At 38.4% G+C, this 13,144-nt stretch carries 11 protein-coding genes; 3 read left to right on the top strand and 8 right to left on the bottom strand.

Annotation, left to right across the window (positions count from 1 at the left end; genetic code table 11):
• Window positions 1-25 precede the first annotated feature (25 nt).
• The 4 genes from B554_RS0104480 to pheA form a co-directional block, all read right to left on the bottom strand.
• Window positions 26-1,456, bottom strand: a complete 1,431-nt coding sequence (locus B554_RS0104480) for a formylglycine-generating enzyme family protein (protein WP_019457121.1) — start codon at window positions 1,454-1,456, stop codon at window positions 26-28.
• A 233-nt stretch (window positions 1,457-1,689) separates the two neighbouring features.
• Entirely contained in the window at window positions 1,690-2,073 is a 384-nt protein-coding gene (locus B554_RS0104485; protein ID WP_004700537.1) for a hypothetical protein, read from the bottom strand.
• 127 nt (window positions 2,074-2,200) lie between these two features.
• Window positions 2,201-4,447 carry a bifunctional prephenate dehydrogenase/3-phosphoshikimate 1-carboxyvinyltransferase gene (locus tag B554_RS0104490; RefSeq protein ID WP_019457122.1) on the bottom strand — a complete coding sequence of 749 codons (2,247 nt, stop codon included), beginning with the start codon at window positions 4,445-4,447 and terminating at the stop codon, window positions 2,201-2,203.
• Window positions 4,448-4,555: 108 nt separating this feature from the next.
• On the bottom strand, window positions 4,556-5,665 hold the full coding sequence (gene pheA / locus B554_RS0104495; RefSeq protein WP_002049199.1) for a prephenate dehydratase: 1,110 nt from the start codon (window positions 5,663-5,665) through the stop codon (window positions 4,556-4,558).
• A 184-nt stretch (window positions 5,666-5,849) separates the two neighbouring features.
• Here pheA and B554_RS0104500 point away from each other — a divergent pair, with 184 nt between their 5' ends.
• Together B554_RS0104500 and B554_RS0104505 are read left to right on the top strand one after the other, a co-directional pair.
• Window positions 5,850-6,794, top strand: a complete 945-nt coding sequence (locus B554_RS0104500) for an alpha/beta hydrolase (protein ID WP_025465083.1) — start codon at window positions 5,850-5,852, stop codon at window positions 6,792-6,794.
• A gap of 89 nt (window positions 6,795-6,883) precedes the next feature.
• Complete coding sequence (locus B554_RS0104505) at window positions 6,884-7,507, top strand: hypothetical protein (RefSeq protein ID WP_025465084.1); 624 nt, start codon at window positions 6,884-6,886, stop codon at window positions 7,505-7,507.
• Between the two features lie 50 nt (window positions 7,508-7,557).
• Here the strand turns inward: B554_RS0104505 and B554_RS0104510 are convergent, their stop codons facing one another.
• Both B554_RS0104510 and B554_RS0104515 read right to left on the bottom strand, forming a co-directional pair.
• On the bottom strand, window positions 7,558-8,703 hold the full coding sequence (locus B554_RS0104510) for an acyl-CoA dehydrogenase family protein (protein ID WP_019457125.1): 1,146 nt from the start codon (window positions 8,701-8,703) through the stop codon (window positions 7,558-7,560).
• Between the two features lie 159 nt (window positions 8,704-8,862).
• Window positions 8,863-10,218 carry a dicarboxylate/amino acid:cation symporter gene (locus B554_RS0104515; protein WP_019457126.1) on the bottom strand — a complete coding sequence of 452 codons (1,356 nt, stop codon included), beginning with the start codon at window positions 10,216-10,218 and terminating at the stop codon, window positions 8,863-8,865.
• 499 nt (window positions 10,219-10,717) lie between these two features.
• On the opposite strand from B554_RS0104515, the gene B554_RS0104520 reads away from it, so the two are divergent.
• Entirely contained in the window at window positions 10,718-11,731 is a 1,014-nt protein-coding gene (locus tag B554_RS0104520; protein WP_019457127.1) for a glycosyl transferase family protein, read from the top strand.
• Window positions 11,732-11,932: 201 nt separating this feature from the next.
• On the opposite strand, the gene B554_RS0104525 is transcribed toward B554_RS0104520, so the two are convergent.
• Together B554_RS0104525 and B554_RS0104530 are read right to left on the bottom strand one after the other, a co-directional pair.
• A complete protein-coding gene (locus B554_RS0104525) occupies window positions 11,933-12,205 on the bottom strand; it encodes a YeaC family protein (RefSeq protein WP_019457128.1) in 273 nt (90 codons plus the stop codon).
• On the bottom strand, window positions 12,202-13,110 hold the full coding sequence (locus B554_RS0104530) for an NAD(+) kinase (RefSeq protein ID WP_002049094.1): 909 nt from the start codon (window positions 13,108-13,110) through the stop codon (window positions 12,202-12,204). The genes B554_RS0104525 and B554_RS0104530 overlap by 4 nt, the downstream gene beginning before the upstream one ends.
• Window positions 13,111-13,144: the final 34 nt, after the last annotated feature.

Genomic DNA, 13,144 nt, shown 5'->3' on the forward strand with positions numbered 1-13,144 from the left:
AATATATTAGGTATAAAAATCAAAGCTAAATTTCGCGAACCAATCGGAATCCCCACATAATTGAACGAGCTTGTGAAGTTACATACGCATTACGATAAGCAGTTCGTACGTTATAAGTGTTATATATCCATGCCCCTCCACGTAAAACTGGGAAATTACACTGTCCATTATTTTCTTCACCCCAGCGACGATTCACACTAGGAGCATTTTCATAATTTGAATGCCAGCAGTCATCCACCCATTCTCGTGCGTTGGCACTCATATCATATAAACCAAAATTGTTTGGTAAAAACTTCCCGACTGGTGACGTAAATGCATAACCATCCGTACATTTAAATAGACTCCAACCACTGGTTTGGGGTAATGCCGCCGCTGTAGATGGATCTAATACATTTGCATATTTACAAGCTTGGTCAAGATTAAGGTCATCTCCCCAATAATACGCTGTTGTCGTTCCAGCACGCGCTGCATATTCCCACTCAACCTCTGTTGGTAAACGGTAGGTCTGGCCTGTTTTTTTAGATAACCATTTCGCAAATTCTCTTCCATCTTCACGGCGTACACATACAACAGGATCCTGAGATGTTTGATTCATACCCGAATTATTCGGATTTAAATCATCTCGATACCACATATTGAAAACACCATTGCGTGTTTCCCAATTACGACACCCCTCGACTTCCCATCCAGTTTCCTTTTGGAAAGCCTGAAACTCAGCAATTGTTGTTTCATAAGTTGACATTGCAAATGGTTTTTCGACTTGTACTAAATGTTGAGGTAATTCATATGGTCGAGATTGAGCCGGTACATTTTGTTGCTCTTGTTCATTTATATTTCCACCCATTAAAAAGCTGCCAGCTGGAATAACCGTCATTTCCGGACAAAAACTATCTGAACAATCTTTGAATTTAGACTTTGCTAGTGTTGATTGATTAATATTGGTGTTGGTTAATGACGCTAATTTAATTTCAGGATTCATATTTGGCGGGTTATTGATTTGACGAATTAATAAATTAATTGTTCCTTGCCATTCACTTAACATTTCCCTTAGCATGGCAGGTCGTTCAATACTTACGCCTGTTGCATCATAGTCTGGAGCATTACACCTCGCTCTTAATACAGTCGACTCATCAGTAAGCTGAGCTAGTTTCGGGATAATTTGATTATCAAGAAAAACTCCTAAATTATTTGAAGTAGTGATATTGGCTCTTAGTTCTGCCGCTGATTTTTGAGCAATTGCTGCCTCACTGATCACTTTAGAATAGACACTATCACACTGATTTTCTTGCCATACTAGATTTTGCTTAAGATTCTCTAAAGAAGTAATTGTTCCTTCTAGCAACTTCTGGTTTGTTGAGTTTATGGTCGTATCTTTATCATCACTATTACACGCTGATAATAAGGAGATAATCAATATACCAAAGCCTTTTGAATAATTACTGGAAATTATGTTCATATTAATTCTCTGTAAAATAATATAAATAAGAAGAGGAAATTGAGTTGTTCTTTGTTAAAAAGCATTTTTAAATTAATAGAAAATTAGTTCAAAATTCAAACAATATTATTTTTTCGTTTGTTAAATTTTATTAAATAATGTCACTACAAAAATAAATAATTCTTATCAATATTAATAAATAAAAAGGGTGAACAAATATGTTCACCCTTACTTCATAAAATATATTTAAGTGATCAAGACTTCCAAACAAATTGGGAAAAACTCTGATCGGCTTTCAAACTATTTTCAACGGCCTGTGCAAGCTGGCGAATAATGCTTTGTGTTTCAATTTTCTCAAACCAGTCTTGTTCTTCATCTGGATTGGCAGAAATTTCACACATCAGGTGTCCATCATGGTCTGTTTTTTGACAAGTAATAGACAAAGGTAAAAGATGATTATCAATACTCACTTCTACCTTTTCATGTTCATGCACAATATGCTGTGCATCGAAACCATAATGCCCCAATTGTTTAAATAATAAAGCCGCTACATATTCTTGAGTGATATGGCATTCATTTGGTGGATGATCAAGCACCCCATGTTGTGGGCAACTGGCAATAAATTGTAATTTTTTCATCCTTTGTCCTAACACTATTATCATTATCTGCACTTAGCATAAGCAATAAACAAACAGCAGCCAAGCTTTTAGCTCGCTGCTGCCGTTGCTATTGTGTTAGCAATTATAAAATGTGTTAGGTAAAAAGTTATTGGCTAACTTCTATTGTTAAACCTGCACGATTCGCCAACTCAGTGAAAGTCGGGAAACTTGTAGCAACGGTTTCAGTACCATGAATTGTAATCGGACCAGAATTACGAAGACCTGCCATACTAAAACTCATAGCAATACGGTGGTCGTGGTGTGATTCAATTTCACCGCCAGCGAAGATTGGTGACCAATCACCTGACTTACCTTTACCTTCGATAATGATGCCATCATCAGTTGGTGTGCAGTCAATGCCCATAATTTTTAAGCCATCTGCCATAACCTGAATACGGTCAGACTCTTTCACACGAAGTTCTGCCGCACCAGTTAATACTGTTTGGCCTTCAGCACAAGCCGCTGCAATAAATAAAGCTGGGAATTCATCAATTGCTAAAGGTACTTGGTCTTCAGGCATATGAATGCCTTTAAGCGTGCGTGAACCTTTAATATGAATATCAGCAATAGGTTCGCCACCAGCAATACGTTCATTTTCAACAGTCAGATCTGCACCCATCTGTTTTAAAATTTCAATTACACCAGTACGTGTAGGGTTAATACCTACTGCCTCAAGCACAACGTCTGAACCTTCTGTGATTGCAGCCCCCACCATAAAGAAAGCAGCAGATGAAATATCAGATGGAACTTGAATATCAGTACCTACTAATTTACCGCCACCAACGAGTGAAATTTTATTGCCTTCAGTTTTAACGTCATAACCAAATGCACGAAGCATGCGCTCTGTGTGGTCACGAGTTGGTTCTGGTTCAGTTACTGAAGTTTCGCCTTCAGCCCACAAACCAGCAAGTAAAATACCTGATTTCACCTGAGCAGATGCCATTGGCAAGTCGTATTGAATACCTTTTAATTGCTGGCTACCCGTAATGCTGACAGGTGGAGTACCTTTCTCACCTGTAGTCTGAATTTGCGCACCCATTAAACGTAATGGCTTAGCAATACGCTCCATTGGACGCTTAGAAAGTGATGCATCACCTGTCATCACTGAATCAAACTGTTGCGCTGATAACATGCCTGAAAGCAAACGCATACTTGTACCAGAGTTACCCATATACAATGCACTTGCTGGCGCTTTTAAACCATGCATGCCTACGCCATGGATGGTCACTTCACCATTTTTAGGGCCTTCAATGCTTACCCCCATATCACGGAAAGCTTGCAAAGTTGCCAAAGCATCTTCGCCCTCAAGGAAGCCAGTGACATGAGTCGTGCCTTCGGCAATAGCACCAAACATAATGGAGCGATGTGACACAGATTTGTCACCCGGTACGGTAAATTTACCTTTAAATGCCTTATTTCCCGGTAAGATACTGAATTGCTGTGTCACCTTATTTTTCTCCATTAAAGGTTTTTTGGCTAACATATGATTGAAATGCTGACGTGCTGCCTGAGCATGGCCGAGTAACCCCATTAATGCATGAGAGTCTTCGTTTTCAATCAATTTTCTAAGTACTGTAAGTTGCTTTTCGAAGCCATCGACAGCATTTAAGATCGCTGTTTTATTGGCAAAGAAAATGTCATGCCACATTTGAGGATCACTGGCTGCAATCCGTGAGAAATCACGAAAGCCACCAGCTGCATAACGGAAAATATCAAGATTATCTTCACGGTTTGCAAGTTGCTCAACCAAATTAAATGCCATTAAGTGCGGTAAATGACTCGTATGTGCCAAAACCTCATCGTGCTTGGCAACATCCATACAAATCACTTCAGCTTTAGCAGCCGACCATAGTTGAATCAGTTTATCAACAGCCCATTCTGCACTTGTTGGCAACGGCGTTAAAATCACTTTATGATTTGCAAATAGATCAACCTTACCTGCATGAACACCTGTGTGCTCACTACCAGCAATAGGATGTCCCGGCACAAAACCTACAGGTAAGTCTTCACCAAATACAGCTTTTGCTGCATCAACGACATTACCTTTTGTACTACCCACGTCAGTTACAATCGTAGTTTCTGACAAATACGGTTTAATTTGCTCAAGCACTTTTTGTGTAGCACGCACTGGCAAGGCTAAAACAACTAAATCGGCCCCTTTCACAGCTTCTACAGGATCGGAAAAACCTTCTTGTATTAAGCCAAGTGATTTTGCATCTTCTAAAGTTTTCTGTGAGCGTGTGGATGCAACAACTGTTGTCGCCAATTTTTCTGCAAAAATAACACGCGCCAAACTCGACCCGATGAGTCCTAAACCAATAAATGCAACTTTTTTAAATAGGGGTTGTGACATAACTTCAACTTTGTTTTTGCTCAAAGTGATTTAAACCTCTGAGCAATTTATTTTTAAGCATAATGACATGCTCTATTTGGATACATGCCATTATTCCAACATAAGTGATTAGAGAACAGCAGCAGGATAAGAACCTAGAATACGAAGCTCTTTTACCATTGGACGAATATCATTGATTGCCGCAGCAACGTTCTCTTGATCAATATGACCTTCTAAATCGATAAAGAATACATAAGCCCATTTTTCAGGTAATGCTGGACGGGTCTCAATACTCGTTAAGCTAATATTATGTTTTGCAAACGGCGCTAAAATTTCTAATAAAGCACCTGCACGATCATGTGCTGAAATTAATAACGATGTTTTGTCATTGCCACTTTGTGGAATTTTTTCACGACCAATGACTAAGAAACGAGTGGTATTTTCCGGGTTATCTTCAATATTGCTATGTAAGATTTCAAGGTTATACATACCTGCTGCAATATCAGATGCAATTGCTGCTGAATGCCATTCGTTGCGAATACGGCGTGCAGCTTCTGCATTTGAGTTTAAGGCAACACGTTCAACACCTGGATAATGCGCGTCTAACCACTGACGACATTGGGCCAAAGTTTGCTGGTGAGCATAAATCTGTTTAATGCTGTCTTTACGTGTATTTTCAGAGACTAAGAATTGATGATGAATACGCAATTCAACTTCACCAATCACATTTAAGTTAGATGTTTTAAAACAATCTAAAGTATGGTTCACAATACCTTCAGATGAGTTTTCAACTGGAACTACACCGTAATGTGCACTACCCGCTTCCACCTCACGGAACACTTCATCAATAGTTGGTAGTGGACGAACAACTGCATCCTTACCAAAATGTTTAAGCACAGCAGATTGAGTAAAAGTACCTTCTGGCCCTAAAAATGCAATGCTTTGCGGCGCCTCTAAAGCAAGGCAAGCCGACATAATTTCACGGAACAAACGCGCCATGGTAACGTCAGACAAAGGACCTTGGTTACGCTCCATCACTTTACGTAAGACTTGTGCTTCACGTTCAGGACGATAAAACAAAGGATTCTCTTCGGAAGCAAATTTAGCTTTAGCAACAGCTTCAGCAAGGCTTGCGCGGCGATTTAATAATTCTTGAATCTGTTGATCAACACTATCAATATCTTCGCGAATTTGTTCTAAACTAAGAGAAGTCGTTTTGTTTTGATCATCGTTGATCATTGGAATGCAGCCTCAGTAAAATCATCTTTTAAACGAGAGTATAACAATAGTCTGCTTTGATTTGTTAGGCAATATGGCTGTAAGAGCATTTTTCATTAACCTTTTTGCGGACATTCTTTTGATAGCTTTATTTGATAATGATTTTCATTTATGATTTGAGTAATAAATTTTATTTTCATCTGTTATGCATAAATCATTTTTCTTTTTTTCTTCTAGTTTTATCTTGAGTACTTTAATAAGCAGTAATGTTCTAGCTGAAATGCCTATACAAAATCAATCAAAAATCGTTTTTCAAAATAATCAGGCACAATTCCAAATCAAATCTAAAAATACAGGCCATGATTATCTTATTCAAATTTATAAACCACCTGTTGCCCCACCACAACATGGGTATCCCGTACTATATATACTAGACGGAAATGCAACTTTCCCAAGTGCTGTCAATATTGCTCAGTCGATTGGCGCTGGCTCTACAAAATTAGGACTTGATCCACTTATGATTGTAGCGGTTGGTTATCCTCAGCAAAAAACTTTTGATGTGCAAAAGCGTGCTTACGATTACACACCAAAACCTTCTTCTGAATTTCAGGCTCAAGGTAAATATAAATATGGTGGTGCTGATCAATTTATTGCATTTTTAAATAACGAACTCAAACCTGAAATTGCACAACAGTTTCCAATTAATAGCCAGCAACAAAGTATCTATGGGCACTCTTTTGGAGGCTTGTTTGTGCTTTATCATTTTTTTCAAAAGCCAGATGCATTTCAACGTTACTTCGCTGCAAGCCCTTCCCTGTGGTTTGACCAAGGTATGTTATTTCAACAGTTAAAGCATTGGCAAAGTCAAAAATCAAATCATTCTCCTTTACTTATGACCACAGTCGGTACACATGAGCAAGGTGGGCCTCGTACTCAATCTAATAATAAGTTTAATGAAACAGATTTCTTTAAAGCTTTAGAAAACAAACGTTCAAACCAATTTAATTATTGGCATTTTTATAATCCTGCTGAGCAACACATTACAAATTTATATGCAAGTCTACCTAAAGCCCTTATGTTTGCTTCGTGCAAAGATCTAGAAAACTGCAAATCTTTATTTCATGAACAGAGTGAGAAGGCAGCGGAATAAGAAATTACTCAAATTTCAAAATGCTGAACTCATCTTAAAACCTAGATTAGCTATACTGCTTAAAGATGTTAAAAGAACAGTAAAATAGAATGAATAAAATTATTGTCTTAAGTCTACTGAGTCTTGCAAGTTATAGTTTAACGGCTTGTAGCGGTTGTCCGATAATAGCAGGATATAATGGTACTGATAATTCTCCGTACTATATGACAACTACCAGCAATCAAGTTCGTGGTATTCCAATCCCAGCCCAAACAAAACTGACCTATCGGTCGCAACACTTCCGGCAGAAATTTGAGCAAAAACATGCTTTAAATGAGAAAAATCTATCAGGTATATACTTGCCAGCAGATACAGCAATTATTTGGGGTGGTATGCCAGTAGACATGTTTATACAGTTTTCTAATCCCGAAATGAAAGGCTTCTCGGTCTATCCAGCACGAGGATTTAAAACAGAATTATCAAATGAGTTTTTACGTTTATGGAAAAGCTGTGAAAGTGATTTAAACATTAACTTAAAGGACCCAAATGACTGGTCATTTAATCCTGAAAATATGGAAATAACGGGTTGTGGCATCAATCAAAAACGTAGCAAATATACCGAAGACTCTTTTCGTCAAGATGAAGCCGATGCATTTTTAATAAAGATCAATCAGGCCTTACACAAGTTACCCAAGCAACAAGACTATCCTGTCATTTATCGAACTAACAAATAGGTAATATAAAAAAGCCTACTCAAAGGTAGGCTTTTTTTAAAACTATTTAATTAGGCTTTACCAATTAAGCCACGCGCTACGATTTCTTTCATAATTTCATTTGTACCACCGTAAATACGCTGAATACGAGCATCTACAAAGAAACGTGAAATTGGATATTCAGTCATATAACCATAACCACCAAAGAGTTGCAGCAAGTTGTCTGCGACTTTCATTTGCATATCCGTACTAAAACTTTTGAGTGCGGCTGCTGTTTCCACATCTAACTTACCTTCTTGATATAGAGCAACGTTTCTCTCGTAAAAAGCAGCCGTAGCAAGCTCATCAATTTTTGCTTGTGCTAAGACAAAACGCGTATTTTGGAACTGTGAAATAGGTTGACCAAATGCATGACGCTCTTTTACATAAGCCGTTGCCAAATCAATTGCACCACGAATAGCGCCAATAGCGGTAGATGCAATGGCTGTACGTTCACGTGGTAACTCTTGCATTAAGTAAGCAAACCCCTGCCCAGCTTGACCGAGTAACTGGTTTTTAGGAACCTTAACATTGTCAAAAAATAGCTCAGAAGTATCTTGAGAATGTAAACCGATTTTGTCGAGGTTGGTACCTTTCTTAAAGCCATCCAAATGTGTATCTGCCAATAATAACGACACCCCTTTCGCACGCGCTTGAGGATCGGTTTTTACTGCAAGCACCACAAGGTCAGCATGTTGACCATTTGAAATAAATGTTTTTGATCCATTTAGTAAATAATGGTCATCTTGCAAAATGGCGCTCGTACGCATTGATTGTAAGTCTGAACCAGCACCCGGTTCAGTCATACCAATTGCACCAACCACTTCACCAGTAACCATTTTTGGTAACCAGTATTGTTTTTGCTCTTCAGTTCCAATATGTAAAATATAAGGTGCAGCAATTTCAGAGTGACAAGAAATAGCAGTTGATAATGCGCAAAAACCAGCTCGAGCAGATTCTTCAACCAACATTAATGAATAGTAAGTTGGAACGCCATAACCACCGTATTCTTCTGGAACATCTACACATAAAAAGCCATTTTCGCCCAGTTGACTCCAAACTGAACGCGGCATAATTCCTTCGTGTTCCCATTGGTCATAATGTGGAGCGATATGCTCATTCATAAAACGTTTAAAATTATCACGAAATAATTCTAAATCTGCATCGTATGCCAACATAATATTTTCCTTCAGCTTTATTGTTTTATCAATTCTCATTGCTGAGCATGCTAATCATTTTTTTAGTTACTGTCATGGCATAGCTGCTCATTAAAACTGTACTTTTCAGTCAGCCAATAAAAAAGGAAGCCTAAGCTCCCTTTTTATCAATCATAATTTTTAGTGAGATGCTTCAGCAACAACACTTTTTGGCTCAAGCATTTTTCTATCCACTTCCTCTGGATTATTTAATGCATCATTTAATTTATCTTTGTCTAAAGCACCTACCCATTTAGCAACCACAATCGTCGCTAGAGAGTTACCAACAAGGTTGGTTAAAGCACGTGCTTCTGACATAAAACGGTCAATACCTAAAATTAATGCCAAACCTGCAACTGGAATATGACCAACAGCAGATAAAGTTGCCGCCATAACAATAAAACCAGAACCTGTTACACCTGCTGCACCTTTAGATGAAATTAAAAGTACCAAAAGCAAAGTAATTTGATGCTGGATATCAAGCTGTGTATTTGTGGCTTGAGCAATAAAAATTGCAGCCATGGTCAAATAAATTGAAGTGCCGTCAAGGTTAAACGAGTAACCCGTCGGAATGACTAAACCGACTACAGACTTTTCACAACCAGCAATCTCAAGTTTACGCAGCATACGTGGTAAGACTGATTCCGAAGAAGAAGTACCAAGCACAATTAAGAGTTCTTCACGAATTAGACGAATCATCTTAAGGATGCTAAAACCGCTGATACGGCTGATTGTACCCAAAATCAAGAAGATAAAGAGCAGACACGTAATATAGAAGCAAATAATAAGTTGCCCTAATTGTACGAGTGACCCCACACCATATTTACCAATAGTAAATGCCATTGCTCCAAATGCACCCAATGGAGCAAGCTTCATGATCATATTTACAATGTTAAAAAATACATGTGCAATTTGATCAATTAACTTTAAAACTGGACGTCCTGCATCACCTAACTTATGCAGTGCAAAGCCAAATAAAATTGCAAAAAGAAGGACCTGTAAGATTTCACCATTTGCAAATGCACCCACCACTGTATCTGGGATGATATGCATTAAGAAATCAACGGTAGATTGTGACTCACCAGAAGTGACGTATTTTTGGATACCTGAAGTGTCCAGAGTCGCAGGATCAATATTCATTCCTACGCCTGGCTTTGCAATGTTAATCACCACAAGGCCAATCAGAAGTGCGATTGTTGAAACGATCTCGAAGTATAACAACGCAACACCGCCAGTTTTACCAACTGACTTCATACTTTCCATACCAGCAATACCACTGACCACTGTACAGAAAATAACAGGTGCGATGATCATTTTAATCAAACGAATAAAAGCATCACCTAATGGCTTGAGTTGCTCACCTAAACCTGGAATATGATGTTCAACACCATTAACAATTTGCGTTGTACTTGGAGAGAAATGCCCTACCAAAACACCCGCAATAATCGCAATAATCACCTGAAAATAAAGTGATTTATAAATCGGTTTTTTAGCCATAACTTTACTTCAATCTATATTTCCAAGTCCGTTGGAAATATCAAAATGAAACGTCTATTCTTTACGAATACACAGCCCTAACCTTTCACATGAACACCGCAAAAGGGAAACGGTTTTTTAATAACAAAAAACCTTCCTACTACCTCAACGAAAACAAAAAAGCTGTTTTCTAAAACAGGAGAATACCTGAAGTTTCCAACCACTTTGAGTAGCCAGAAATAACCTCTTACTTTTTCAATAAAAAGCTGAAGATATAGGAGAATCACAGAAAATTATGATATGAGTGCTCAAAAAAGCACATGAAAGTTTACTCGAATTAAATCACGATTCGGTTAAAATTTTGGCTAATACGTATAAAAAACACCCATGCGGCCTTAAGACTTTAGTATGAGAAACGCTTTTGATATTTTTTCAGCAGATTTTTATGTCATATTGATAAGCACTTGCAGACATTTCATTTTGAGCTGCATACCCCTTATTTTTACTGTTTTGAACTGCCATGAATACTAAACGTAATATCTATAAAGATGCTGAACATCCCTTTGCGCAATATGTCCGTATTTTAGGTAAGGGGAAAACCGGATCTCGATCACTGAGTTATGAAGAAGCCTATCAAGCTTTTACCATGATTTTAAAAGGCGAAGTTCTTGATGTTCAGTTGGGTGCTTTTTTAATGCTACTACGTGTTAAAGAAGAATCTATTGATGAGCTTGCGGGATTTGTACAAGCCACCAAAGACCAACTTAATTTTCAACCTTTAGACGTTGACCTAGACTGGTCATCTTATGCAGGCAAGCGCAAACATTATCCATGGTTTTTATTGGCTGCCCTGACACTTGCGCATCACGGCTACAAAATCGTCATGCATGGCGCTTCTGGGCATACGATTAACCGAATCTATACTGAACAAGTTTTGGAATATTTAGATTATAAAATTTGCCATTCTGAACAAGAAGTCCGCACACAATTAGCCGAACAGAATTTTGCTTACTTACCATTAGATGTAATTTCACCTGTTTTAAGCGATTTAATTTCTTTGAGAAATGTGATGGGCTTACGCTCACCTATTCACACTTTGGCTCGTCTCATTAACCCATTTAATGCGAAAGCCACCTTACAAGCGATATTCCATCCCGCGTATAGAACCTCTCATCAACATAGTGCGCTTCGCTTAGGCTATCAAAATAGTGCCGTCATTAAAGGTGAAGGCGGTGAATTTGAGCGAAACCCCGATGCTAAAACTCTCATTTGCGGCATTAAAAATGGTGAACTCTATGAACATGAGTTACCAAAGCTTACGCCTGAACGTAGCCCAATTGAAGAAGAGTTAGATTTAGCAACGTTTAAAGCGGTCTGGCTTGGTCAGCAGCATCATGAATATGGTGAAATGGCAGTAACAGAAACCATGGGTATTGCTTTATATACAATGGGCGTTGTTGCTAGCTTTGAAGAAGCGATGCAAAAAGCAAAAGTGCTATGGGAAACACGAAATTTAAGCAATCTTAATTCGTAGTTAACAGATGCTATCGTGAAGGTCGACATGGATGTCGACCGTATCACTGCGATACAGGAAGTATCGTCAGTGATACAGAGGATTTTTGGTTACTTTTGGTCCTTCAAAAGTAATAAAAGCCTATATGCTATAAGTTATGAAAAACATGCTATATAAGGCTGTATGGGATAACCAAAAATATTTTTTCTGTCTTATTAAGTTTTAAACAAAACGAATCGGTTTAAACTCAGGCTCATGCTTGTGATGATCATCCTCACACTCTTCACCCTCTTCTTTCGTTCCGCGGTCAATATAACCACTACGCTGATCTTCCGGTAAGTTCTTTAACTCCCAAGCAATCACAGCTTGCATACATGTTTCGCGCTGTTCTTTTGTCAAGACAACACCATTTGGCCATTTACCAATCTCTACGGCTGTTCTTAAACGCTCGACAATTTCAGGGTTTAAAACAGATAGCATTTGTTCAATATTCATGATTCATCTCTTTGAAAAGATTCAAAATCTTGGTTCCAACCCAGTTTGGTACGACAAGCCATATAGAAATCATAACCTGGTGGGTGTAATAAACTTAATTTAAATGGGTGTTTGCGGATGTGCAAACTATCACCGACATTGAGCGATACACTGTGCTGTCCGTCTGCACTCACCATCGGTAATACCCGGTTTTCGCGAATGACAATTTTAATTTCACTTTGCCCACCGACTACGATTGGGCGTGAAGATAATGTATGGGGATGCATAGGAACTAATGCAATCGCATCCATACTCGGATGTAAAATTGGGCCACCACCTGATAATGCATAAGCAGTTGATCCTGTTGGTGTCGAAACAATTAAACCATCACTATGCTGACGGTAGACATATTGACCATCAATATTAAGTTCAAAGTCGATCATGTGTACCGACTTACCTGAGTGTAGTACGACATCATTTAAAGCAATTGCGTCGTAAATGACTTCGCCATTGGTACGTACTTCCATTTCAAGCAAGAAACGGCGATCAAGTTGAAAATGACCTTGTAATACCTGATCAAGTTTAAAAATAGCTTCAGCAGGCTTAATATCGGTTAAAAATCCTAAACGCCCACGGTTAATACCAATAACAGGTGTATTGTAGCGAACTAAAGCTCTGGCCGCATGAAGCAAAGAACCATCTCCACCTACTACAATGACCAGATCAGCGACTTCACCTAATAAGTGACGACTAACAACTTGCGCATGATCATAGGGCACTAATTCGGCAGTTTCCTGATCAAAAATGGGGTTTAGGCCTAAACTTAGCAAATGGTCATGAATTAAACATAGTGTTTCTACAACTGATGATTTATCCGGTCGACCAATTAACCCGACGTTTCTGAAGGACTTATGTGAAATTTGCACGAATGAGTAAGCTCCGCTGCGATTCTACGTTATC

The organism is Acinetobacter sp. GG2 (assembly GCF_000292385.1).
GTDB lineage: Bacteria > Pseudomonadota > Gammaproteobacteria > Pseudomonadales > Moraxellaceae > Acinetobacter > Acinetobacter seifertii.

Bases quoted from the DNA above. Each gene is read 5' to 3' on its own strand.
- B554_RS0104525 (WP_019457128.1), bottom strand. From the start codon at position 12,205: ATGAATATTGAACAAATGCTATCTGTTTTAAACCCTGAAATTGTCGAG.
- B554_RS0104500 (WP_025465083.1), top strand. From the start codon at position 5,850: ATGCATAAATCATTTTTCTTTTTTTCTTCTAGTTTTATCTTGAGTACT.
- B554_RS0104515 (WP_019457126.1), bottom strand. From the start codon at position 10,218: ATGGCTAAAAAACCGATTTATAAATCACTTTATTTTCAGGTGATTATT.
- B554_RS0104510 (WP_019457125.1), bottom strand. From the start codon at position 8,703: ATGTTGGCATACGATGCAGATTTAGAATTATTTCGTGATAATTTTAAA.
- B554_RS0104520 (WP_019457127.1), top strand. From the start codon at position 10,718: ATGAATACTAAACGTAATATCTATAAAGATGCTGAACATCCCTTTGCG.
- B554_RS0104480 (WP_019457121.1), bottom strand. From the start codon at position 1,456: ATGAACATAATTTCCAGTAATTATTCAAAAGGCTTTGGTATATTGATT.
- B554_RS0104505 (WP_025465084.1), top strand. From the start codon at position 6,884: ATGAATAAAATTATTGTCTTAAGTCTACTGAGTCTTGCAAGTTATAGT.
- B554_RS0104485 (WP_004700537.1), bottom strand. From the start codon at position 2,073: ATGAAAAAATTACAATTTATTGCCAGTTGCCCACAACATGGGGTGCTT.
- pheA (WP_002049199.1), bottom strand. From the start codon at position 5,665: ATGATCAACGATGATCAAAACAAAACGACTTCTCTTAGTTTAGAACAA.
- B554_RS0104490 (WP_019457122.1), bottom strand. From the start codon at position 4,447: ATGTCACAACCCCTATTTAAAAAAGTTGCATTTATTGGTTTAGGACTC.